This is a genomic window from Hymenobacter nivis, assembly GCF_003149515.1.
Lineage (GTDB): Bacteria > Bacteroidota > Bacteroidia > Cytophagales > Hymenobacteraceae > Hymenobacter > Hymenobacter nivis.
This window is the reverse complement of record NZ_CP029145.1, coordinates 497,985-521,201: the sequence shown is the minus strand read 5'-3', so window position 1 is coordinate 521,201 and position 23,217 is coordinate 497,985. Positions and strand designations below refer to the sequence as shown.

The following is a 23,217-nucleotide window of genomic DNA, read 5'->3' as shown; positions in this document are numbered from 1 at the left end:
TTTTCACGCGGTGCGCTTTTTTTTGGCGCTGTACTCCTCGGCCTGGGCCTCCCGGTCCGTGTTACGTGGTACGCCCCGCTCGACCCCGTCGTAGGCAAAGACCGGCTCCGGGTGGTTAGCCAGGCGCTGAGCCAACTCGCCGCCGTCGCGCACGGGCAGCAGCCCGCGCCGGGCCAGCACCTGGTTGAGCACGCCCAGCAGGGCGGTAGCCAAGTGGCTGACGCGCGCTTGCGAAATGCCAAAGCTGGCGGCCTGGTGCTCTTGCAAGGCGTTGCTTTTGAGGTAGGTGAGCAGAAAAAAGAGCTTTATATCGCTGCCCGCCAGCACGGCGTTGGCCCGCTCGCGGTGGGCGGGGAACGCCCGTTTGGTTCCTTCCAGGGTGTGGTAGCGGTGGTGGCGCTCCCAGGCCGGGGCAAAGTCGGTCAGCAAGTCGTCAAACTCCGCCGCTCGCAGGCTGGTCAGGGCCAGAAACTGGCGGGGCCGCTCGCGCAAACTCAGGTAATCCATAGCCAAATTTACGCCTCGCCTACGGGCAGTAACTTAACACACACTTCCGAATTAGCTTTATTCTACATCAAACAGTTTTGTGATTTTATTAACAAAGTTGTAATGACTTGAATCAGAAATAATCTTACTTAGCTTAGAGTTTTCTTCATTTATAATTTTTTCATAATTCCTGACTAATTCATCCAATACTATCCTTGACAAGTATATATCAACGTTTTTTTCTCTAGCGACTTCTAAAAGCTTACTAGAAAAGTTACCCTTAAAGAATGGATCCTTATAAAGTATTGACGTGTCTAGGAAAATATAAAAATCATTCACTAGCAATAGCTTTATAATTATCTATTATTATGTAATAGCGATTAGAAAATCAACGATTACTTAATAAGCTACGATTATACTCCCACCGGCTCGCCCACCACTTCCTTCTCAATCCATTTCCCATCCTCGCGCATCAAGTCGATTAATTCGTCCACGGCACGTTCTTCGGGGACGGCTTTTTTGATGACGTCCTGGCCGCGGTAGAGGGCAATTTTGCCTTTGCCCACGCCCACGTAGCCGTAGTCGGCGTCGGCCATTTCGCCGGGGCCGTTCACGATGCAGCCCATGATGCCGATTTTGATGCCCTTGAGGTGGTCGGTGCGCTGGCGGATCAGGGCGGTGGTTTCCTGCAAATCGAACAGGGTGCGGCCGCAGCTGGGGCAGCTGATGTACTCGGTCTTGCTCATGCGGGTGCGCGCGGCCTGCAAAATGCCGAAGCTGAGCTGGTTGAGGCCGCTGAGCTGGGCTTGCCATTCCTCCTGTGATGCTTCGGGCAGCAGCTCGGTGCCCAGCACAATGCCGTCGCCGAGGCCGTCGATGAGCAGGCCCCCGATGTCGGTGGCGGCGTCGAGCTGCGTTTGGGCGGCCGGCTGGGGCCCGTAGGCCCGGCAGATAGCAACCGGGCAGTTCACGCCGGCGTTTAGCAGCTCAAAGAAAGCCCGGCGCAACTCCGGCATGGCGTGGGTATTGGTGGTCACGAGCACCAACACCACGGTGCGGTCGTCGCGCAGGCGGGCTAGCAGCGGGGCATCGAGCGCGGCCAGGCCCAACATCAGGAAGTTGAGCTGCGGGTGGTGCTCGGGCAGCCCGCTCCGGCGCGGGTCGGCCATGTAGCGGTCGGCCGTCATCAGGGGGAAGTGGTCGGGGCGGCGGCCGGCGTCGATCCAGGCGGTGTAGTTCACGATTTCCTTCAGGCCGTTGGGTAGCATGAAGGGCACCGGCCGCTCGCCGGTGTAGATGTAGTCGGCTCCCAGGTCCGACATCTGGAACTTGTCCAGGAACGGCGAGTACAGGTGGCCGGCGGCGCGCAGGTCGCCGTATTCCAGCTGCGGCAGGCGCGAAATATCAGCGATGACGCGCGGTACGTTCAGGGCCCCAAAGTTCAGTACCTCGTGGGTGTGGCGGCGCAGATACTGGAACGGGTTGATGGGCTCGGGGCCCACCAGCGGCCGGATGGGCTGGGCCGTGGCGGCGCGGCCCAGGTAGCGGTCAATCAGCATGCGGGCCACGGGGGCCTCGGCTTCGGGGGCCTCCGTCAGGCTCACGCGCACGGTGTCGCCCAGGCCATCTTCGAGCAGCGTGCCGATGCCCACGGCGCTCTTGATGCGGCCGTCCTCGGCCTCGCCGGCCTCCGTCACGCCCAGGTGCAGCGGGTAGGGTTGCAGGCCCTCTTCGTCAAGCTTTTGCACCAGCAGGCGGTAGGCCTGCACCATCACCTGGGTATTGCTGGCCTTCATGCTCAGCACCACATCGTAGTAATTTTCTTCCTCGCAGAGGCGCAAAAACTCCAGCGCCGACTCCACCATGCCCAGCGGCGTATCGCCGTAGCGGCTCAGAATCCGGTCGCTCAGCGAGCCGTGGTTGGTGCCGATGCGCATAGCCGTGCCGTACTGCTTGCAGATTTTCACCAGCGGCCGGAACCGCTCGCGGATGCGCTCGACCTCGGCCGCGTAGCTGGCATCGGTGTAGTCAATCTCCTCAAACTTCTTTTTGTCGGCGTAGTTGCCCGGGTTCACGCGCACTTTCTCCACGATGCGGGCGGCCAATTCGGCGGCGTTGGGCGTGAAGTGAATGTCGGCGATGAGCGGCACGTTGCAGCCGCGGGCCCGCAGCTCCTTCTTGATTTCCAGCAGGTTCTGGGCCTCCTTGATGCTGGGCGCAGTGATGCGCACGTACTCGCAGCCAGCGGCCACCATGCGCAGGGTTTGCTCCACCGAGCCGAGGGTGTCCATCGTATCTACAGTGGTCATACTCTGCACCCGGATGGGGTAGTCGCCGCCCATGGGCACGCCGCCGATGTTTACCACCCGCGCCACGCGGCGCTTGTACTCGGTCAGGCTGGGGCAATACGTCTTGTTCATGGCCAGAAAACTAGGTGCCCCGGGCGAAAGTTGTGGGGCCCTACAAAGGTAACTTGGCGGCGCGGTGCCCGGCGCCCACCAGGTTTACCCACCCCGCGGCGGCGTTACTGGGGCCCCACGCCCGCAGCCCGGTCTTGCATGTGGCATTTTTACTGCAATACCTGCACCGACAGGGCCCAGACCAGCGGTTTCCTTGACCGCCGAAAGGGGGCTCAGAACCGTCTTATGGTGGTAGTCCAAAACGGAGTGGTCCGGCGACTTTTTCTGTCGTCGGGCCACTCTTAAGATGCCCCGGAGCCACTGTTTTTAGTAAGAGTGGCCCGACGAAGCCCTTCGGATAATTCGCCAGACCACCCCGTTTTAGACCACTGCCCGTCTTACTTGCCCACTTCCAGCACAATTTTGCCGATGTGGGCACTGCTTTCCAACAGCCGGTGGGCGGCCGCGGCTTCGGCCAGCGGAAAAGTTTGGTGGATGAGCGGCCGCAGCTTGCCGGCCGCCACCAGGGGCCACACGTGTTGCTCGACGGCGGTGGCCAGCACGGCCTTGAAGTCGGCCGAGCGCGGGCGCAGCGTGCTCCCCGTGATGGTGAGGCGGCGCTGCATCAGTTCCAGCGCGTTAAAGGCGCCGGCGGCGCCCTGCATGGCGTTAATGAACACCAGGCGGCCATCGTCGTTCAGCAGGCGCAGGTTTTTGGCGATGTAATCGCCGCCCACCATGTCGAGCACCACGTCCACGCCCGCCCCTTTTAATACTTCCTCGAAGTCCTCGGTTTTGTAGTTGATGGCCCAGTCGGCGCCCAGCTCGCGGCACGCGGCGCACTTGGCAGCGGAGCCGGCCGTAGTGGCCACGCGGCTGCCCAGGGCGTGGGCCAGCTGAATGGCCGTAGTACCGATGCCGCTGCTGCCGCCGTGCACCAGCAGCGTTTCGCCCGGTTGCAGGGCCCCGCGCTGAAACACGTTGTGCCACACCGTGAACACGGTTTCGGGTAGGGCCGCGGCCTCCACGGGGCTGAGGCCGGCCGGCACAGGCAGGCAATGGCGGGCGTCCACCACCGCGTATTCGGCGTAGCCGCCGCTCGCCAGCAGGGCGCACACGGCATCGCCGGGCTGCCAGCGCGGGGCCCCGGGGCCGCAGGCTACCACCACGCCCGCTATTTCGAGGCCGGGCACCGTGCCCGCCACGTCGCCGCTGCCGGCGTACTTGCCCTGGCGCAGCAGCACGTCGGGGCGGTTCACGCCGGCGGCCTGCACGCGCACCAGCACTTGCCCGGCGGCGGGCCGGGGCGTGGGCGCATCGCCCAGCTGTAACACGTCGGGGCCGCCGGCTTGGCGGATGGTAATGGCTTTCATGGGCAGCGCGGAAGAGTACGGAGCCCTGTACGGCCTCCGCCGCGCGGCCGTTACCTGGCAGCCAGCTGCTGCAAATCCTGCACTTGGTGCTCCAGCTCCAGGTTGCGGAACGTCACCTTGGCTTCGAGGTCGGCGCAGGAGCTTTGCAGTTGCTCGGCTACCAGCTTCTGGCCGTGGATGTCGGTGCACGTGCCAAACCAGGTGGTGAGGGGCCCCCTGGGCGTCGCGCCACGGGCGGGCCTGGCCCAAAAACCAGCGGTAGCTGCCATCGGCCGCCCGGAAGCGGTACTCGATTTCATCATCGTCGCCCGTGGCCAGCGAGTGGCCCCGTCGCACGCCCGGGCCCGGTCGTCGGGGTGCAGCAGGTTGTTCCACATATCGGGGCCCACGCTGCCGGCCAGCGTGTAGCCGGTGAAATCGGTCCACCGCTGGTTGAAGTAGATGTGAAAGCCGGCCGCGTCGGTTATCCAGACAAGCTGCGGAATCATGTCAACCAAAAACGTAAACTGTTCCGCCCCAATGGCGGGCACGGCGGCAGCGGCGGCGTTGGGGTTCGCAAGGGAATAGGAAAGCGGAGAAAAGGAGCCAATCGGCGCGCAGGGTGCCTACAGCCGGCCGAGCTGCAGTTCCATGCCCGCCGCAAAGTATGGGCTGATCTGGCTGCGCAGCCCGTCGGCCGAACGGCGCAGGCGCGTCACCAGGGCCCGGGTGTCCTCGGTAGGCAGCTCAAAGCGCAGGCACGGGCGGTTCAGCAGCTCGTCGCGCGCCACGGCCCAGCGGCTGGTTTCGGCCGGGCTGCCGGGCGCCGCGTGCGTCTCCAGTTGCTCGGGGCCCAGTACCAGTCGCGTGGCCTGGGCCAGCAGGCCGCTGGGGTCGTTGCGGTTCAGCACCCGGCTGAGCACCGCCCAATTGCCATCGAAATACACATCGGGGGTTTGTTGTAGATTAACATCCAGAAGCAAATCAGTCATGTACAGGAATAAACTACGCCAGGAAAGCCCCAGGCACAAAAATTAGAATGATCCAGATTAGCCAAAAACGGGCCATTTTGCCCGCCGCCACTGGCCCAGGTCGCAGCCGATGACTGCGTCTTTGCGTACTTGTTCCATTCCTGGTCCTGTGCACTTCCATAAAGGAAATATTTACTGCTCGCCGCTCCCCGCCTTATGAAGACCCCCGCCTTGTTTCCGTTCGTGGCCCGTGCGGCCCGGCACACCGGCCTGACGGCCTGGCAGACGGGCCATTTGTTTCGCCGGCTCGCCGCCCGGGCCCTCGACGCGGTACAGGAGGTACTGCGGGCCGAGGTGGAAAAGGGTAATTTCAGGCTCGTCGCCGACTTTCTGTCCAACAAGGCCATGCCCGCCGCCCGGGTACTGCTGCTCGAACGCATGAGCGTGCGCCTGCTGGCCCGCCTGGGCTTGCGCGGGGCCCTGGCCTCCAACGTGGTGGGCTGGGTGCTGCCCTTCGTGCTGGAAAAGCTGGTGGTGGCGGGCCTGAAAAGCGGCCTACTCGACAAGCTGAAGACCAACCCCACCGTGGGCGAAACCCTCGGCCGGCTCGACGAGCTGCGCCTGGCTGCCTGGCACCTGCTCGTGCCCGACCCGGGCAGCAGCGCCGAACTGATTGGCGACGAAGCCCCCGCGCAGCTGCCCGGCGCTGCTGGCGGGGGCCCCGCCTAGCCGCCACCGGGCCGGGGCCCCATCGTCGGTCGGTTCGGCGCTTCGCCGCCTTGCCTGCCGCACCTGGGCCGCAGGTACCCCGAGCCCCAAGCCGCCCAACGCGGCCCACAAAAAAAGGCAGCCTACGCAGGCTGCCCCTTTCAAAACCGGGGCGCGGCGAGAATTCCCACCCAACACCGGACCCGATCCTACCCCTTGGGGCCTAGTTCCGGAACAAAAGCTCGCGGTACTTAACCAAGGGCCAGTCCTCATCGGCCACCATCTGCTCAAGCTTGTCCACGGCGCGGCGGATGGGGGCGAATTTCGCCTTAATGTCGTCGCAGTAGGCAATGGCCTGCGCGCGCACATCGGTCAGTTTGTTGGCGTTTTTGCGGGCATCCACCATCGCGTCCACGTTGGTTTTGATGGTCGACACGTAGCCCGAAATGGCCTTAATCATTTCAATCGTCACTTGGGCGTGGTCGGTGTCGAGGCCTAACTCGCGCAGGCCGCGCACGTTTTCCACGAGCTTGGTCTGGTAGGCAATGGCCGTGGGAATGATGTGGTTGATGGCCAAATCGCCCATCACGCGGGCTTCGATCTGAATCTTTTTCTGGTATTCTTCCAGCAAAATCTCGTGGCGGGCGTGCAGCTCTACCTTCGACAAGATGCCGTGGCGGGCAAACAGCGCCGTGGCTTCCGGCGTCACCAGGGCATCGAGGGCCAGGGGCGTGGTGGGCACGTTGTTCAGGCCGCGGCGGGCCGCCTCTTCCTTCCACTCGTCCGAGTAGCCATTGCCCTCAAAACGGATGTTTTTCGAGCTGATAACGTACTGGCGCAGCACCTCCACGATGGCTACTTCCTTCTTTTTGCCTTGGTCAATCAGTTCGTCCACTTCGGTTTTGAAGTCGATGAGCTGGTCGGCCACAATGGCGTTCAGTGTCGTCATGGCCGACGAGCAGTTGGCCGACGAGCCCACGGCGCGGAACTCAAACTTATTGCCGGTGAAGGCGAACGGCGACGTGCGGTTGCGGTCGGTGTTGTCGAGCAAGATGGCCGGAATCTTGTCGATGCCCAGCTTGAGGTAAATGTTGTCGCCCTTGTCGAGCGGCACCTTGGCCGTGCGCTCCAGCTCGTCGAGCACCGAGTCCAGCATCGAGCCTACAAACACCGACATGATGGCCGGCGGGGCCTCGTTAGCCCCTAAGCGATGGTCGTTCGAAGCCGAGGCGATGCTGGCGCGCAGCAAGTCGCCGTAGCGGTGCACTGCCTTGATGGTGGTGATGAAGAACGTGAGAAATTGCAGGTTTTCCTTGGGCCGGCGGCCGGGGGCGAGCAGGTTCACGCCCGTGTCGGTGCTCATTGCCCAGTTGTTGTGCTTGCCCGAGCCGTTCACGCCGGCAAAAGGCTTCTCGTGCAGCAGCACCTTGAGGTTGTGGCGCTCAGCCACCCGCCCCATGATGTCCATCAGCAGCTGGTTGTGGTCCACGGCTAGGTTGGCATCCTCAAAGGTGGGGGCACACTCAAACTGGTTGGGGGCCACCTCGTTGTGGCGGGTACGCAGCGGAATGCCAAGCTGGTTGGCTTCTTCCTCAAATTCGAGCATGAAGCCGTGGGCCCGCGCCGGAATCGAGCCGAAGTAGTGGTCATCAAGCTGCTGGCCCTTGGCCGGGGCGTGGCCAAACAGGGTGCGGCCGGTCATCACCAGGTCGGGGCGGGCGTCGTACAACGCCTTATCTACCAAGAAGTATTCCTGCTCGATGCCCAGCGTGGTGTGCACCCGACTCACGTCCTTGTCAAAATACTGACACACGTCCAGGGCTGCTTTTTCGAGCACGGCCAGCGACTTCAGCAGCGGGGCCTTGTAATCGAGCGCCTCGCCAGTGTAGGCCACAAAAATGGTGGGGATGCACAGCGTTTTAGCGCCCACGGTTTCGATGATGAAAGCCGGCGAGGTAGGGTCCCAGGCGGTGTAGCCGCGGGCCTCAAACGTGTTGCGGATGCCGCCGTTGGGAAACGACGAAGCATCGGGCTCCTGCTGCACCAACGCCGAGCCTTTGAAGCTCTCGATGGCACGACCCTCCGAGTTCAGGTCAAAAAACGAATCGTGCTTTTCGGCGGTAGCGCCAGTTAGGGGCTGGAACCAATGCGTGTAGTGCGTGGCCCCCTTGGCCATGGCCCAGGTTTTCATGGCCGAAGCTACGGCGTCGGCTACGTTGCGCTCCACGGCGGCTCCCTGCTTTACAGCGGCTTGCAGCTTCTTAAAGTATTCGCCAGCCATGTTGGCCCGCATAGCTTCCAGGTTGAATACGTTTTGGCCGAAGCTGTCGGAGCGCCGCGCGTGAGCGGGCTTTATAGTAATGGCTTTGCGCTCATTGACCAGTTCGAGTGCTTTGAAACGAAGAATTGCCATGCGAAGCGAGTAATTATAAAATGTATGGGATTTTGAAAAACAACTACTTATTGGCAGGGCAAAGATACAAGGCAGATAACTTTTTTGATTAACTACCCAAAAATACAAGGCATAATTTAAAAAAAACGCTTTTTATGACCAGAAGTCCTAAAATTAAAAAACTGGTCAAGTACATAATTTCATGCAACCGTTCCCAAAAGCTGCGTCCGCCCACCGTCGCCGTACCAGTTTTTGGGGAGGCGCGCTACTGACCGGCCCAGAGCAATGCGGCGCGGGGGCCCCGGCAGCACCGGCCGTATCTTTGCGGGCTATGGCAACTCCCCAATCCGTCGCCTTTTACACGCTGGGCTGCAAGCTGAACTTTTCCGAAACGTCGGCTATTGGCCGGCAGTTTGAGGACAAGGGCTTCCGGCCGGTGGCCTTTGAGGCCGGCGCCGACTACTACGTTATCAATACCTGCTCCGTCACGGACCACGCCGACCGTAAGTGCCGCAAGGTGGTGCAGCAGGCCCTGAAGCATAACCCAGCGGCTTTCGTGGCCATCGTGGGCTGCTACGCCCAGCTCAAGCCCGAGGAGATTTCCAACATTCCCGGCGTGGCCGCGGTGCTTGGCGCGGCCGAGAAATTCCAGCTCGCCGACACCATTGCCGGCCTGCCGCGCCCGGCGGCCGGGGCCCCTGGCCACGTGCGGGCCTCCCCCATTTCGGCGGCCACCGAATTTCACCCGGCCCACTCGTTTGGCGACCGCACCCGCACATTTCTGAAGGTGCAGGACGGCTGCGACTACTCGTGCTCGTTTTGCACCATTCCGCTGGCGCGGGGCGGCAGCCGCTCGGGCAGCATCGCCAGCGTGGTGGCGCGGGTGGAAGATTTGGCGGCCCAGGGCGTACCCGAAATCGTGCTCACTGGCGTGAATCTGGGCGACTTCGGCATCCAGGGCCCCGGGCGCGAGCGGCGCGAAGACTTCACCCAACTGGTGGCGGCGCTCGATAAAGTTGCAGGTATTCGCCGCTTCCGCATCAGCAGCTGCGAGCCCAACTTGCTGACGGACGAGATTTTGACGACGGTGGCGACCTCGCGGCGCTTCATGCCCCACTTCCACATTCCGCTGCAAAGCGGGTCTGATAAAATCCTGGGCCTGATGCGCCGCCGCTACCGCCGCGACCTCTACGCCCAGCGCGTGGCCCGCATTAAGGAGCTGATGCCGCACGCCTGCATCGGCGTGGACGTGATTGTGGGCTTCCCAGGCGAGACAGACGCCGATTTCCTGGACACTTACCAGTTCCTCAACAAGCTACCAATCAGCTACCTCCACGTATTCCCGTATTCGGAGCGCCCCGATACGCTGGCTCCCACCCTGCCCGGCCGCGTACAAGACCGAGTGCGCCACGCGCGCACCACTCAGCTGCGCAGCCTCTCGGAAAAGAAAAAGCGCGCCTTCTACGAAGAACACCTGGGCCGGGAAACCGAAGTTCTCTTCGAGGACGACGTGCGGGACGGCCGCATGGAAGGCTTCACGCCCAACTACATCCGCGTAGTAGCCAAGTACGACCCGCTGCTGGTGGGCGAAACCAGGGCCCTCCGCCTCAGCGCCGTGAACGCGCAGGGGCTGATGGAAGCGGAGGAAGTTGGGATTTTGGTGTAGGCATTGAGAAGCTATTTGCTCCTTATCTTTAACAAAAGCTAAACGCCGTTCGCCATGACTAAGGAAACTGTTAATCAAGCAATGGCTACGCTATCCGAATCATTTGATTTAGATACTTTATTCGAACGCCTGATTTTTATTGAGAAGGTAGAGGAAGGATTTGCTGCTGCTGAACGCGGCGAATTTAAAACGCAGGAAGAAGTAGAAGCATTGGTGAAAGCGTGGCGTAGATAGTCTAGCCAAATCTAGAACTGAGGTGATTTTTCAAAAAAAAGCACTGCTTATAACTAAGCAGTGCTTTTTTGCGACAGGCCGAGGAATCGAACCTCATCCACTCCCTAGCTAACTAATCTATTTGAAGCACTGCAATCAAAGTTTAGCTGGAACAACCTGTCGAGGGGAATGGCCTGCCCACCAGCGTCTATTATCATGCATCCCAAGCTTGTTAGAAGACCTGAGAACATCAGGTGAATGCTGATTTTGTTGATTAGTTCTTTCATAGTTCCCATTTTTGATAAAGTGAAAAGTTCTGACAGAATTATCACAACAACTTCATGCGCGTGCCCATCTTTCAAATAAACCAGCCAACCAAGGCATTTGATACTCGCAATTGAGCATGTATAGTGCAAATATAATATTTATTTGTTTTTACGCCGCGAAACCCGCGTACCGCCGCTTGCGCCGCCAGGCGCGCAGGGCCCCGAACAGGCCCAGTATAACCAGTGGGGCCCCCAGGTTGAGGATTTGCCAGCGGCGGCGCTCCTCGGCGAGGCGCACTTTGTCGAGGGGGCGGAGGGTGATTTGCTTGCCGCGGACGGCAATGAGGCCGGTGTCGTCGAGCAGGTAATCGGTGGCGTTCAGGACCAGCTCGCGGTTGGCGAATTCGGTGTTGGCGAGGCGGTCGAAGCCCAGGCGCAGGGGGCGGCCGGTCTTCTGGTCGATTTCGCTACGGATGAAGTCGCCGTCGGAGATGACCAGGATTTTGCTGGGCTTGGCCTGGGCGTTTTTCTCGGGCTGGTACTGCATGGTGCCGGGCCGCGTGCGGTTGGCAAACAGCGACTTGAACTGGCCTTCGAGCAGGTAGGCCACCGGCTGGAAACCGTTCTGGTAGAGCTTGGGGTTGGGCTCGAGGCGGGCGTCGTTGAAGTTGATGGGCACCGGGGCGGGCAGCACGCGGGTGTAGCGCGAGGTGGTCATGAGGGCCGTTTTGCGCACGCCCACGGCCTTCACCGTGTCGAGATTACCGGCAAACTTGAGGTACACCGCGTCGAGGTTGCGGGTGATGGGGTGCGCGCTGAACTTGTTAATCAGCGGGTAGAGCTGCCAGGGCATGGGCTCAATTTTAGGCTTATTGCCCTCCATGCCCGTCACCAGCGGGATTTGGCCCGAGTTTAGGTCGAGCACGAGGTTCTGGTTCAGGCGTAGGCCGTACTTGAAGAGGAGGTCGTCAAGGTTCAGGTTGTAAGGCGTGGCCAGGGCGACGCCGTTACGGCTCACGCTGTCGAGGTCCACGCGCAGAGCATCGACGAAAAACAGCGCCCGGCCGCCCTGAGTGATGAACTGGTCGAGTTTAAATTTCTCTGCCTCCGAATACGGCGATTTGGGCTGGGCCACCACAATAGCGTCTAGGGCCCGCAGGTCGGGCATTTGGCTGAGGTTCACGCGGTACACGTCGTACTGCTGCTGCCAGGCCCCTAATATGTCGCCCGCTTCGGCGTTGGTCAGCTCGCCGTGGCCCTGCACCACGCCGATGATCTTGCGGCGGCCGGGCACCAGGTTGCGCACGGTACTGGCCAGCTCATACTCCAGGCCCTCAATGCTTTGGTTGAGGCGCACGTCGGGCGCGGCGGTTTGGCTGCCGCGCAGCAGCAGCACGTTTTTCTCCTTGCCGCCCACGCTCACCACGGCCCAGGGGAAGATGATTTTCTCGACGCGCTTGCCGTTTTCGGTAGCCCCCAGGTTGGTGGGTTTCAGGCCTTTTTTAAAGAGCGTCTGGTAGAACTTGTTGCGGTTGGCCTCGGTGCTGCCCGCGCTGGGGTCGATGAAAATGTAGTTCAGGTTGGCCCCGCCGTACACCTTGAACTCGTTCAGCGTTTCGCGCACGCCCTGCTCCAGGCGGCGGAAGGCGGGCGGAAAATCGCCGGTGAGGTACACGGTGATGGTGACCGGCTCTTTTAAATCGGAGAGCAGCTTTTTGGTTGCCGGGGCCATCGTGTAGCGCTTTTCCTCGGTAAGGTCGAGGCGAAAAAATAGGCGCTGGCCGAGGAAATTCAGCAGCAGTAGGGCCCCCAGCACGGCGGCGAAACGCAGCAAGTCGGCCCGCTTGCGCGAGGGCACAGCGGGGGCCCCGGGAGCGGGCAGGTGGTCGTTGGTCGTCGTTTCCATTTACCAGTTGCGGCTGCGCAAAACCAACCGCGTGGCTTGCAGCGCCACGGCCACCACACTCAAAAAGTACAATACGTCGCGCGAGTCCACCAAGCCCTTGCTGAGGTCGCGGTAGTGGGCCGCGATGCCGAGCTGGCTCACGTAGTAGGCCGCGCTGCCATCGAGCACCGAGGCCAGCGAATCGAAGCCCGAATACAGCAGGAAGCACCCCACCACGGCCACCAGGAAGGCAATAATCTGGTCGCGCGTGAGGGCCGAAGCCAGAATGCCCACCGCCGCAAATACCGCCGCCAGCAGCGCCAGCCCCAGGTACGAGCCCACGGTAGCCGCCGAATCGATGTTGCCGGGGGGGCTGCCCAGCCGGTACACCGAGAAGTAGTAGAGCAGCGTAGGCACCAGCGCCAGCAGCGCCAGCAGCAAACAGGCCAGGTACTTACCGCCGATAATCTGGCCGTCGGTGAGCGGGCGCGTCAGCAGCAGCTCGATGGTGCCGGCCTTTTTCTCCTCGGCAAACGTGCGCATGGTGATGGCCGGAATCAGGAACAGGAACAGCCAGGGGGCCAGCGAAAACAGCGTCTGCAAGTCGGCAAACCCATAATCGAGGATGCTGCTGTCGGGGAACACCCAGACGAACAGGCCCGTCGCCACCAGAAACACGCCGAGCACCACATAGGCAACGGCGGAGTTCAGGAAGGCGTTGAATTCTTTATTGAGGATTGTTAGCATTGTATTCTTGAACCCGTTACGAAAGGCCGTCATGCTGAGCGCAGTGAAGCATCTCTCCCGCTGACTAATTAATTACTGCTGTGGGAGAGATGCTTCGGCTGCGCTCAGCATGACGGCCTTATATTTTTTAATCCATAGCTACTTCGTCAGCTCCCCAAACACCGCCTCCAGCGACTGCTGCTCCTGCCGAAGCCCAAGTAGCACCCAGCCTTCCTGGGCGGCGAGGCGCGAAATGGCGCCGCGCAAGTCGGTATCGGGCGCGCTGCGCAGGCTGACGAGGCCGCCGGGGCCCGCCTCCACGCTGCGCACGCCGGGCAGCCGGGCCAGCCGGGCCGTGTCCACAGGGCCCTCAAACTCAGCACGGACGACGGTTTCGCCGGCGGCGCGGGCGGCCAGCTCGGCCACCGGACTGTCAGCCACCAGCTTGCCCCGACTGATGATGATGACCCGCGAACACAGAGCTGTGACTTCGGGCAGGATGTGGGTGCTAAAAATTACCGTTTTGTCGTGGCTCACTTCCCGAATCAGCTCCCGTATTTCCTGGATTTGGTTGGGGTCGAGGCCCGTGGTGGGCTCGTCGAGGATGAGCACGCTGGGATCGTGCAGCAGCGCCTGGGCGAGGCCCACGCGCTGGCGGTAGCCTTTGCTCAGGGCCCCAATTTGCTTGTTCTGCTCGCGGCTGAGGCCCACGCGGCGCACCAGCTCGGCCACGCGGTTGCGCAGGCCGGGGCCCCGCAGGCCGTGCACCGCCCCGATGAATTCGAGGTACTCGTGCACGTACATATCCAGATAGAGCGGGTTATGCTCGGGCAGGTAGCCTACTTCGCGGCGCACGGCCAGGCTCTCGGTTTGCACGTCGTAGCCGGCCACGCGCACAGTGCCGGCGCTGGGCGGCAGGTAGCCGGTGGCAATTTTCATGGTCGTGCTCTTGCCCGCCCCGTTGGGCCCCAGGAAGCCCACAATCTCGCCCTTGCCCGCCACGAAGCTGATGTCGTCCACGGCATTCTGGGTACCGTAGATTTTACTCAGGTGCTCTATTTCTACCATTTTAGTTATTAGTTGTCAGTTGCTCGTTGCCAGTTATCAGTTAACCAGGTACCGCCCTAACAACTGACAACGAGCAACTAGCGTAGCGCCTACTTTTTCTTTACCTGCGCTGGTCGGAGCTGGATTTCCGATACCATTGTGGCCGCGGAGGCTTCCAGGGCGTGCACAATGGCGGCGGCAATATCCTCGGGCTGCATCTTGTGGGGGTTGGGTTGGGCCCCGGGGTGGCCGCCGTTGAAGTTAGTTTCGACCGAGCCAGGCATGATGCAGGTGACGCGGATACCGTCGGGCCGCAGTTCCTTAAACAGCGCCTCGGAGAAACCACGCAACGCAAACTTGGTGGCGCAATAGCCCGCCATACCCTCGGTGCCCACCGTGCCGGCCAGCGAGGCCACGTTGACGATGTGGCCAGCCTGCTGCTTTTTCATCTGGGGCAATACGGCCCGGGTGCAGAAAAACGGCCCGTTCACGTTGGTTTCGAACATCAACTGCCAGTCGGCGCTGTCGAAGCCGTCCACGTCGCCCATCACGCCTACACCGGCATTGTTCACCAGCACGTGGATTTCAGGGCCCAGTTCGCGCTGGGTATTAGTGAGGGCCTCGGCCACGTCGTGCTCGTCGCGCACGTCGCACTCGAAGAACTGGAACCGCTCGTGGTCCAGGCCCTCGGGCGCGGTGCGGCCCCAGCCGGCCACCAGGGCCCCTTTTTGCAGTAGCGCCTCGGCAGTAGCGCGGCCGATGCCCTTGGCGGGGCCCGTAACGATGGCGATTTTACCGGTTAAGTCCATAGGGTACTTTTAAAAATAATGCGGGGGCCCCACCGCAACGCGGGCGGGGTCCGGACAGCAAAGTAACGGCCCCGGTGCCGCCGCGCCCCGGGGCCCCGGTTAAATGTCGCCCAGCTGGGGCCGAATTAGCAGCTCTTCGACCACGGCCTGGGGCGAGAGGCTAAAGGCCCCGAAGATGGCCTCGGCCACGTCGTCGGCCCGGATGAAGCGTTCGGCGGGCAGGTCCACGCCTTCCCAGCTGGCGGTGAGGGTGGCCCCAGGCAGCACGGCCGTTACCCGGATACCTTGGTCCTTAAGCTCTTCGCGCAGGTTGCGGGTGAAGCCGTAGAGGGCGTGCTTGGCGATGCCGTAGGAGCCGCCCGTGGGGTAGGCCGTAATGCTGGCCGTGGAGCAGAGCGTGAAAATGTGCCCGCTGCCCTGCCGGATGAGCGCGGGCAGCAACGCCCGCGTGAGGTCGTAGGCGCTGAGTAAGTTTACGGCCAGCAGCTGGCGCAGCTGCGAGCCGTCGGCGGGCTCGTCTTGCAGGCGGCCCGGCGCAAAGGCCCCGGCGTTGTGCACCACGGCGGCCAGCGTACCCGGCTGGGCCAGCACAAAGTCGGCGAAGCGCGCGCAGCCGGCTGGGTCGGCCAGATCGGCGGGGAGGGTATGCAGCACGGCCCCGGGCACGTGGTGCGCCACGGTGGTGGCCAGCACGGCCAGCTCGCTGGCGGCGCGGGCGCAGGTGGCCACCGCGTAGCCGGCCCGGGCAAAGCGCAACACTAGGGCCCGGCCAATACCTTTGGTACCGCCGGTGACGACGACTAAATTTTGGTTTGCTTCCACTTCGTTTTTCTGGTTTTTACGTAAGCTGCCCGGCAGCATTTCGCGCGCCCGGTTGTTATCCCGTTATCCCTTATCGCTCCGCACCTGACTTTATGTTTACAACTTTTGGCAAGTTTATCCTTTTCCTGCAAAGTATGCTCGTCCGGCGTGAACGAATGGCGGTGCTCTGGGCCCGCACCGTTGACGAGGCCATACTCATCGGCGTCGATTCGGTGTTTATCGTCGCCATTGTGTCGGCCTTTATCGGGGCCGTAACCTGCGTGCAGATTGCCTACAACCTCACCAACCCGCTCATTCCCAAGGCTACCATCGGCTACATGGTGCGCGAGATGACAATTCTGGAGTTGGCCCCCACCATCACCTGCATCGTGCTGGCGGGCAAGGTGGGCAGCAGCATCGCCGGGGGCCTGGGCACCATGCGCATCACCGAGCAGGTGTCGGCCCTGGAAGTAATGGGCATCAACTCGACCTCGTACCTGGTGTTTCCGCGCATGTTGGCAGCCATCCTCATGTTCCCGCTGCTCGTTGTTCTGGCGATGGTACTATCCATTCTGGGGGGCTACTTGGCTGGCACGCTCACCGGCGCCATAGCCCCGCAGGACTTCATCGAAGGCATCCGCGAGGATTTCGTGCCCTACAACATCGTATTCGCGCTGATTAAATCGGTAGTTTTTGCGTTTTTAATCTCGGGCATCTCCTCCTTCAAGGGGTTCAATACCACGGGTGGGGCCCTGGAAGTGGGCGCGGCCAGCACCGGCGCCGTTACCAATTCCATTATCGCCATCCTCATCGCCGACTTCGTGCTGGCCGCCGTTCTTTTATAAGGAGCGAATGAGCGAATGCGTAAATGAGCGAGGTGCCAGTTACTGGCCCAACACTCATTCGCTCATTCGCTCATTCAATCATTAACTCACTGAATATGATTGAGGTATCTAACGTCCAGAAAGCTTTCGACGGCAACCCCGTGCTTAAAGGCATCAACTGCACCTTCGAAACGGGCAAGTGCAACCTGTTGCTCGGCGGCTCAGGCACTGGCAAAAGCGTGCTCTTGCAGTGCATTGTGGGCCTGATGAAGCCCGACATCGGCTCTATCACCTTCGATGGCACGGTGTACACCAACAACAAAGTGGGCATCCGCCAGGAAATCCGCCGCAAAATCGGGATGCTGTTTCAGGGCTCGGCGCTGTTCGACTCGATGACGGTGGCCGAAAACGTGGCCTTCCCGCTGCAAATGCTCACGCCTGAAATGTCGGCCGAAGAGCGCCGCGACCGGGTAGAATTTTGCCTCAAGCGCGTAGGCCTCGAAAACGCGGGTACCAAAATGCCGGCCGAAGTTTCAGGCGGCATGAAAAAGCGCGTGGGCATTGCCCGCGCCATTGCTCCGCAGTGTACCTACCTGTTTTGCGACGAGCCCAACTCCGGCCTCGACCCGGCCACGAGCATCAAGATTGACAACCTGATCCACGAAATCACCCACGAGTACAACATCACCACCGTCATTGTGACCCACGACATGAACTCGGTGATTGAAATCGGCGAACACATCATCTTCCTCTACGAAGGCCAAAAGCTATGGGACGGCACCAAGGACGAAATTTTGAACGTGGAAGTACCCGAGCTTAAAGAGTTTATCTTCAGCAGCAGCTTGGTGCGCGCCGCCAAGCGGGTGGACGACGAGGGCGGCCTTGCTGCCATCACCGACGAGCAAGGTGCTAACATTTAAATCACTGAATCACTGTGATTAAGCGTGATTTCACTGATTTTTTAGGTAGTGAAGACTGATCAGTAGAAAAGCCCTGGTTGCGTTTGCAACCTTGTCCTTCCCCAAAACTCAAAAGCCCTTTCGGCCATGCGGCCGGAAGGGCTTTTTTAGACGAATGCTTGCCCAGATTGCGGCTTTTCGAGTGGTGTTAGCCAGCGAAAAAAAGCGCTCACGCTACTTCCAAGAAGCCAGCTAAAGATTTGGGTAAGGACAAAGTTGCGTTTGCAGCCGGGGCTTTTGCTTTGGCAGCGTTGGGGGCCCTATCCGCGAGGCAGCAGCAACTCCACGTGGGCCAGGTGGTGCTGCCCGTGCCAAGTGTACTGCACCAGCGCCTGCTCCAACGTGGACGTGGTTTTGTAGCCGGGGTGGTAGAAGGTGCGCTGCCACTGCGCCTCGCTCAGGTGGTGCAGCAGCACCAGCCAGCGCGTGTGCAGGGCCTCCAGCAGCGCCAGCGACACGGTAATGGGCGTGGCGGCCACGTCGGGCAGCGCGGCCCAGGCCGCTTCGTTGTAGGGCCGGACGGTGGGGTTATCCTCCGTTAGGGCCAGCCGGAACCGGAAATAGCAGTTCATGTGCGAGTCGGCCACGTGGTGGATGAGCTGGCGGCCGCTCCAGCCGCCGGGGCGGTAAGGCTGCTCCAGGCGCACGCCGCCCACGGCCTGGGCCGCCGCTGCCAGCAGAGCCGGCAGGTCGGCCAGCTGCTGCAAATAGGGCGCGCGGCCGCGGGCCCCCAGCGGGGCGGTGGGCAGCTGGAAGTGGCCAATAGGATAGCGCAGGGCCTCGTCGGAAGGATTCATCGAAATTGGTAGTGAATAGGCGAAAAGCAATAGCGCCTCTCCGGGCGGGAAAGGCGCTATTGGTACAAACAGCGGGGGCCCTACTGGCCGTTGCGCTTGTTGAGCTCGTCGCGGATTTTGGCGGCTTTTTCGTAATCCTCCTTTTCAAGGGCCTGGCTCAGCATCTTGCTGAGCTCTTCGACCGGCACCTGGCCGCTGGGCTCGGTGGGGCGCGGGGCCTTGGGGGTTTCCTTTTCGCCGTCGGTGTCGTCATCGTCGTCATCGTCGGTTTCCTCACCGCCCTCATCAAGGTCGGACAGGATGATACCGGCTTCGCTCAGCACACTTTCCACCGTGAAGATGGGCACGTCGAAGCGCAGGCCGATGGCGATGGCATCGGAGGGCCGGGCGTCAATCTCAAACGTGGTGGCACCATCCGAGCACACAATGCGCGAGTAAAACACGCCCTCTTTGAGGTCGGAAATCACCACCTCGATGATGGCCACGTGCACGTGTTCGGCGAAAGCCTTGAACAAATCGTGCGTCAGCGGCCGGGTAGGGCTGATTTTCTCAATCTGGATGGCGATGCTCTGGGCCTCAAACATGCCGATGATGATGGGCAAGCGGCGGTTGCCGTGCTTCTCGCCCAGGATCAGGGCGAAAGAGCCGGACTGCGACTGGCTGGAGGAAAGGCCTAAAATTTCAAGCTGGATTTTTTTCAAGGGAAGTTGGCTACCGCTGACCTGCGGTTGGGGCCCCGGGCGAACGGGGGGCCTTAGAAGGTAGGATGAATAGTTGAACGTTACGGCAAATAAAGGAGAACGGCCCGGAAGAATAGCGTGCCGCCCAAAAAAAAGAACCTGGGGCCCCGGAATATGTTCCGGGGCCCCAGGTTCTTACCGGCCCCGCGGGGCTAGTTCAATTCTTTTACGGCGGCCGTCAGCTTGGGCAGCACGTCGAACACGTCGCCCACAATGCCGTAGTCGGCGGCTTTGAAAAACGGCGCCTCAGGGTCTTTATTGATGACCACGATGACCTTCGAGCTGTTCACGCCGGCCAGGTGCTGGATGGCGCCCGAAATGCCGCAGGCGATGTACAGGTTGGGCGAAATGGTGATGCCCGTTTGGCCCACGTGCTCGTGGTGAGGGCGCCAGTCCACGTCGCTCACCGGCTTCGAGCAGGCGGTGCCGGCGTGCAGGGCCTGGGCCAGCTCCTCGATGAGGTGCCAGTTCTCGGGGCCCTTCATGCCGCGGCCGCCCGATACCACGAGTGCGGCCTCGGGCAGCAGCACGCCGCCGGTTTGCTCCTGCATCACTACTTGCTTGGGCGCGTCGGCAAAGTCGGCGTCGGTGAGCTGGGCGGCGAAGGCCACCACCTCGGCGGTTTTGCCAGCCTCGTGCCGGGCCTCCAGGCTGTTCTTTTTCACGGCAACGATTTTGCGGTCGCCGCTCAGCACCACATCCGAAAACGCCTTACCCGAAAACGCGCCGCGCTTCACCACGAACTGGCCGCCGTCGGTTTTGGGCAACTCCACCACGTTGGTGGCCAGGCTGGCCTTGAGGCGCACCGACAGGCGCGAGCCCACCGAAGCACCGATGTTGGAATTGGCCAGCACCAGCACCTGGACCCCCTCCTGCTCGGCCGCCGTGGCGATGAGCTTAGTGTAGGCGTTGTTCACAAAATCCTTGAGGCGGGGCTCAGCGTCGTACAGCACTTTCGTGATGCCCTGCTCACCGAGCTTGGCCAGGCTGGCTTCCGTGGCCTCGCCCACGGCGATGGCCGTGGCCGTGGTGCCCAACATGGCGGCCACCCGGGCCCCGTAGGTGGCCACTTCAAGCGACGACTTTTTAACTTCGCCCTCGGCGCATTCAACAACTACTAGAACGGACATGATTTTTACTTTTTTGTCATCCTGAGCGCAGCGAAGGACCTTATCACGCTGGCGCCGTTAGAATTAGTGATTGCGACGAAAGCAGCCGTGATAAGATGCTTCCTTCGTCAGCATGACAAATAGAATTAAATGACTTTGGCTTCGTTGCGCAGCAGCTTGATAAGCTCGCCAGCGTTGGCAGCGTCGATAAGCTTGACGCCCTGCTTCTTGGGGGGCAACGCAAATTCGGCCACCTGAGTGCGGGCGGGGTCGCCCACTGGGGGCACCACCTTCAGGGGCTTGGTGCGGGCCGTCATGATGCCGCGCATGTTGGGGATGCGGGGCTCGCACATGGGCTGCTGGCACGAGGCCACAAAGGGCGTGCTCACTTCCACAATCTCCTTGCCGCCCTCAATCTCGCGCTCCAGCGTGGCGGTGGTGCCAGCCAGGTCCAGTTTCATGGCCGGGGCTACCGTGGGGATGCCGAGCAGCTCGCCCACCATGCCGTGCACCTGGAAGCCGTTGTAGTCGATGCTTTCCTTGCCCATCAGAATCACGTCGTAGCCGCCGTCTTTAGCCACAGCCGCAATCTGCTCGGCCACGAAAAAGGCGTCCTGCGGGGCAGCGTTGACGCGAATGGCGTCGTCGGCCCCGATGGCCAAAGCCTTGCGGATATTAGGCTCGGTGTCGGCCTCGCCCACGTTCAGCACCGTCACAGTGCTGCCGGCGTTGGCCTCCTTCAGCTCGATGGCGCGGGTGAGGGCGTATTCGTCCCAGGGGTTGATGACGAACTGTACCCCGGCTTTGTTGAACTCCTTGTTATCGGGCGTAAAGCTGATTTTGGTGGTCGTGTCGGGCACGTTGGAAATGCAAACCAGAAACTTCATCTAGGCAGAATTTGAGTGAGCAGAGAGCGCAAAATAAGCGGCATGCATAATAACCGGCCGCGCACCGCAGAGGTTCATCCGTGGGGCCCCGGTAAGCGCTACCGTTAATATGCGGCGTAAAAGCCGCACTTTTGCCGGCCCAAAGATAGCCAAATCTCCCATTCCGATGAGCGCCGCCCCCACCCGTTTAGAACAACTGCTGGCCTTTTACGCCAACGACCCCGCCGACCCGTTCACCGCCTACGCCCTGGCCACCGAATACCGCGCCGCCGAGCCCCTGGTGGCCTGGGAATACTACCAAAAACTCCTGGCCGAACACCCCGACTACGTGGGCACTTACTACCACGCCGGCAAGCTGCTCGAAGGCTTCGGCCGCAAGGACGAGGCCGAGCAGGTGTACCGCAAAGGCTTGGTGGTGAGCCGCAAGGCCGGCCAGCTGCACGCCGCCAGCGAGCTGCAACAGGCGCTAAACAGCTGCCTGGGCTTGGACTACGAGGACGAAGACTAAAACGCACGGAACCACTTGAGCCCTAGGGCTCACAAAAAAGACCGCCTAGCCAAGCTGGGCGGTCTTTTTTAGTGAGTCCCGGGGCCCAGCGAGCAGAGTAAATACGCCCGGGCGGGAGCTACCCAGGCTAGAGATAGAATAGAACAACTCGGGGCTTTTGTTACACGCTGGCATTACATTTATATATTTAGATGCTCATTATCATGTCTTTCACCCATCCATTCCTTACTAACTGCAGATTTTCTGAGCACAATCAAAGATCTATTCTCTAGCCAGTTGGCGGGCGGTGTAGCGGCCAAGCTCGGCGAGAGCGAAGGGGCGGTGCAGAGAGCACCGGGTGGCATCATTCCGCTGGTGCTGGGCGCCGTTATCAACCGCGCCAGCACCCCGGGCGGGGCCCAGGAAACCCTGGCCCTCAGCCAACAAGCCTACCAGACCGAGGGCAGCCACCTGGCCGCCCCCAGCGGCCTGCTGGACCTGCTAAGCAGCGGCAGCAGCGACGCGGGAGCTACGGGCCCCGGCCTGCTCGCGTCGCTGTTTGGCAACGCGGGCATCACCGGCGCGGTGGCTTCCGCGCTTGGTAATTACGCTGGGGTATCGTCGGCTTCAGCAGGCTCGTTGATGGACATGGCCGGGCCGGCCATCCTGGGCCTGCTAGGGCAGCATACCAGCACCGATAGCCTAGACGCCAGCGTCTTATCGAGCATGTTGCAGAGCCTGAAAACCCAGGTAATGGCCAAGCTGCCCAGTGGCCTCAGCAGCCTGGCCGGGCTGGTGGGGCTGGAGGGCCTGGGCGCCACCGCATCCAGCTTTGCCAGTGGCCTGGGGGCCCCAGCGCCCACCGCCGCCCCGCCCCTGCCTAGCCCGGTGCGCACGGTAATTCCCGAGCCGGCCCCCACGGGCGGCAGCTCGCGCTGGCCGCTCATTCTGCTGGTGCTGGCAGTTATTGCGGGGCTGATTTATTTCCTGAAGGGCCGCAACAACACGCCCGCAGCTACCCCCACCGTCGATACCACCACTAGCCCGTCCGGTACCACCCGCACGCTGGGCGCCACGGCGGGCGCGGCCCTCGACTCGGCCGAACTGGCCCTGAAGGCCGGGTGGAACAAACTGGGCACCCTGGGCGAGCTGAAACTGGCCGACGGCACCGCCCTGCAAGTACCCGCCAACGGCGTGGAGCGGCGGCTGGTGGCGTTCATCGAAGACAAAAGCAAGGCGGTGGACAAGACCACCTGGTTCTCGCTCGACCGCTTGCTGTTCCAAACCGGCACCAGCGACTTGCTGCCCGATTCGCAGGAGCAGCTTGGCAACGTGGCCGCCATCCTGAAAACCTACCCGGCCGTAAAGCTGAAACTGGGTGGCTACACCGACACCCGCGGCAATGCGGCTTCGAACCTGAAGCTTTCGGGCCAGCGGGCCGCCGCCGTGCTGGCCAAACTGGAGGGCCTGGGCGTGTGACCACCGGCCGCCTCACCGCGGAAGGCTACGGCGTGGCCCACCCCATGGCCAGCAACGACACGCCCGACGGCCGCCAGCAAAACCGCCGGGTGGACGTGCGCGTGACGACGAAATAAGAGGCCTCAGGCGTCGCCGCGACCCTTTGTCGGGCCGTAGCGCCCCGGCATTTATTGTCCTTTTTGAGCCCCGGCCGGTTGCGGCCGGGACTTTTTTG

22 protein-coding genes and 2 pseudogenes are annotated in these 23,217 nt (G+C 61.7%); 7 read left to right on the top strand and 17 right to left on the bottom strand.

Annotation, left to right across the window (positions count from 1 at the left end; all coding sequences use genetic code 11):
• Positions 1 to 3: 3 nt before the first annotated feature.
• The 7 genes and pseudogenes from DDQ68_RS02145 to DDQ68_RS02125 all read right to left on the bottom strand — a co-directional run bounded on the left by DDQ68_RS02145 (position 4) and on the right by DDQ68_RS02125 (position 5,229).
• Positions 4 to 507 (bottom strand): transposase family protein, encoded by a 504-nt coding sequence (locus tag DDQ68_RS02145; RefSeq protein ID WP_109654390.1) that lies wholly within the window; start codon positions 505 to 507, stop codon positions 4 to 6.
• A 57-nt stretch (positions 508 to 564) separates the two neighbouring features.
• On the bottom strand, positions 565 to 825 hold the full coding sequence (locus tag DDQ68_RS24555) for a PIN domain-containing protein (protein WP_162549740.1): 261 nt from the start codon (positions 823 to 825) through the stop codon (positions 565 to 567).
• 74 nt (positions 826 to 899) lie between these two features.
• Positions 900 to 2,906 carry a (E)-4-hydroxy-3-methylbut-2-enyl-diphosphate synthase gene (gene ispG / locus DDQ68_RS02140; protein WP_109654387.1) on the bottom strand — a complete coding sequence of 669 codons (2,007 nt, stop codon included), beginning with the start codon at positions 2,904 to 2,906 and terminating at the stop codon, positions 900 to 902.
• A 377-nt stretch (positions 2,907 to 3,283) separates the two neighbouring features.
• Complete coding sequence (locus DDQ68_RS02135) at positions 3,284 to 4,258, bottom strand: NAD(P)H-quinone oxidoreductase (RefSeq protein ID WP_245897250.1); 975 nt, start codon at positions 4,256 to 4,258, stop codon at positions 3,284 to 3,286.
• 252 nt (positions 4,259 to 4,510) lie between these two features.
• Positions 4,511 to 4,594: pseudogene (locus DDQ68_RS24550) on the bottom strand (hypothetical protein); the annotation flags it as partial.
• A gap of 62 nt (positions 4,595 to 4,656) precedes the next feature.
• Positions 4,657 to 4,746: pseudogene (locus DDQ68_RS24545) on the bottom strand (hypothetical protein); the annotation flags it as partial.
• Positions 4,747 to 4,863: 117 nt separating this feature from the next.
• Positions 4,864 to 5,229, bottom strand: coding sequence for a hypothetical protein (locus DDQ68_RS02125; protein WP_162549737.1), 366 nt, complete (start codon positions 5,227 to 5,229; stop codon positions 4,864 to 4,866).
• Between the two features lie 195 nt (positions 5,230 to 5,424).
• Here DDQ68_RS02125 and DDQ68_RS02120 point away from each other — a divergent pair, with 195 nt between their 5' ends.
• Complete coding sequence (locus tag DDQ68_RS02120) at positions 5,425 to 5,937, top strand: hypothetical protein (protein ID WP_109652771.1); 513 nt, start codon at positions 5,425 to 5,427, stop codon at positions 5,935 to 5,937.
• Positions 5,938 to 6,139: 202 nt separating this feature from the next.
• Here the strand turns inward: DDQ68_RS02120 and DDQ68_RS02115 are convergent, their stop codons facing one another.
• On the bottom strand, positions 6,140 to 8,329 hold the full coding sequence (locus tag DDQ68_RS02115) for a glutamine synthetase III family protein (RefSeq protein ID WP_109652768.1): 2,190 nt from the start codon (positions 8,327 to 8,329) through the stop codon (positions 6,140 to 6,142).
• 310 nt (positions 8,330 to 8,639) lie between these two features.
• On the opposite strand from DDQ68_RS02115, the gene mtaB reads away from it, so the two are divergent.
• Together mtaB and DDQ68_RS22385 are read left to right on the top strand one after the other, a co-directional pair.
• On the top strand, positions 8,640 to 9,974 hold the full coding sequence (gene mtaB / locus DDQ68_RS02110; protein WP_109652765.1) for a tRNA (N(6)-L-threonylcarbamoyladenosine(37)-C(2))-methylthiotransferase MtaB: 1,335 nt from the start codon (positions 8,640 to 8,642) through the stop codon (positions 9,972 to 9,974).
• Positions 9,975 to 10,028: 54 nt separating this feature from the next.
• Positions 10,029 to 10,208 (top strand): hypothetical protein, encoded by a 180-nt coding sequence (locus tag DDQ68_RS22385; protein ID WP_162549736.1) that lies wholly within the window; start codon positions 10,029 to 10,031, stop codon positions 10,206 to 10,208.
• 414 nt (positions 10,209 to 10,622) lie between these two features.
• On the opposite strand, the gene gldG is transcribed toward DDQ68_RS22385, so the two are convergent.
• The 5 genes from gldG to DDQ68_RS02085 all read right to left on the bottom strand — a co-directional run bounded on the left by gldG (position 10,623) and on the right by DDQ68_RS02085 (position 15,742).
• Entirely contained in the window at positions 10,623 to 12,359 is a 1,737-nt protein-coding gene (gldG, locus tag DDQ68_RS02105) for a gliding motility-associated ABC transporter substrate-binding protein GldG (protein WP_109652762.1), read from the bottom strand.
• Positions 12,360 to 13,085 carry a gliding motility-associated ABC transporter permease subunit GldF gene (gene gldF / locus DDQ68_RS02100; protein WP_109658289.1) on the bottom strand — a complete coding sequence of 242 codons (726 nt, stop codon included), beginning with the start codon at positions 13,083 to 13,085 and terminating at the stop codon, positions 12,360 to 12,362.
• Positions 13,086 to 13,223: 138 nt separating this feature from the next.
• Positions 13,224 to 14,132 (bottom strand): gliding motility-associated ABC transporter ATP-binding subunit GldA, encoded by a 909-nt coding sequence (gene gldA / locus DDQ68_RS02095; RefSeq protein WP_109652759.1) that lies wholly within the window; start codon positions 14,130 to 14,132, stop codon positions 13,224 to 13,226.
• 89 nt (positions 14,133 to 14,221) lie between these two features.
• Complete coding sequence (locus DDQ68_RS02090; RefSeq protein WP_109652756.1) at positions 14,222 to 14,920, bottom strand: SDR family oxidoreductase; 699 nt, start codon at positions 14,918 to 14,920, stop codon at positions 14,222 to 14,224.
• A 99-nt stretch (positions 14,921 to 15,019) separates the two neighbouring features.
• Entirely contained in the window at positions 15,020 to 15,742 is a 723-nt protein-coding gene (locus tag DDQ68_RS02085) for an SDR family oxidoreductase (RefSeq protein ID WP_245897248.1), read from the bottom strand.
• Positions 15,743 to 15,834: 92 nt separating this feature from the next.
• Here DDQ68_RS02085 and DDQ68_RS02080 point away from each other — a divergent pair, with 92 nt between their 5' ends.
• On the top strand, positions 15,835 to 16,566 hold the full coding sequence (locus DDQ68_RS02080; RefSeq protein ID WP_109652750.1) for an MlaE family ABC transporter permease: 732 nt from the start codon (positions 15,835 to 15,837) through the stop codon (positions 16,564 to 16,566).
• A gap of 95 nt (positions 16,567 to 16,661) precedes the next feature.
• Complete coding sequence (locus DDQ68_RS02075) at positions 16,662 to 17,465, top strand: ABC transporter ATP-binding protein (protein ID WP_109652746.1); 804 nt, start codon at positions 16,662 to 16,664, stop codon at positions 17,463 to 17,465.
• Positions 17,466 to 17,764: 299 nt separating this feature from the next.
• On the opposite strand, the gene DDQ68_RS02070 is transcribed toward DDQ68_RS02075, so the two are convergent.
• From DDQ68_RS02070 to DDQ68_RS02055, 4 genes are all read right to left on the bottom strand, one after another.
• Positions 17,765 to 18,301 carry a YfiT family bacillithiol transferase gene (locus DDQ68_RS02070; protein ID WP_109652743.1) on the bottom strand — a complete coding sequence of 179 codons (537 nt, stop codon included), beginning with the start codon at positions 18,299 to 18,301 and terminating at the stop codon, positions 17,765 to 17,767.
• Positions 18,302 to 18,381: 80 nt separating this feature from the next.
• A complete protein-coding gene (locus DDQ68_RS02065) occupies positions 18,382 to 19,002 on the bottom strand; it encodes a bifunctional nuclease family protein (RefSeq protein WP_109652740.1) in 621 nt (206 codons plus the stop codon).
• A 191-nt stretch (positions 19,003 to 19,193) separates the two neighbouring features.
• The gene (locus DDQ68_RS02060) at positions 19,194 to 20,171 is read right to left on the bottom strand and encodes an electron transfer flavoprotein subunit alpha/FixB family protein (RefSeq protein WP_109652737.1); all 978 of its coding nucleotides are present in this window, start codon (positions 20,169 to 20,171) and stop codon (positions 19,194 to 19,196) included.
• Between the two features lie 125 nt (positions 20,172 to 20,296).
• Positions 20,297 to 21,037, bottom strand: coding sequence for an electron transfer flavoprotein subunit beta/FixA family protein (locus tag DDQ68_RS02055; protein WP_109652734.1), 741 nt, complete (start codon positions 21,035 to 21,037; stop codon positions 20,297 to 20,299).
• Between the two features lie 166 nt (positions 21,038 to 21,203).
• Here DDQ68_RS02055 and DDQ68_RS02050 point away from each other — a divergent pair, with 166 nt between their 5' ends.
• Positions 21,204 to 21,545, top strand: coding sequence for a tetratricopeptide repeat protein (locus tag DDQ68_RS02050; RefSeq protein ID WP_109652731.1), 342 nt, complete (start codon positions 21,204 to 21,206; stop codon positions 21,543 to 21,545).
• Between the two features lie 276 nt (positions 21,546 to 21,821).
• A complete protein-coding gene (locus DDQ68_RS02045; RefSeq protein WP_245897246.1) occupies positions 21,822 to 23,003 on the top strand; it encodes an OmpA family protein in 1,182 nt (393 codons plus the stop codon).
• Positions 23,004 to 23,217: the final 214 nt, after the last annotated feature.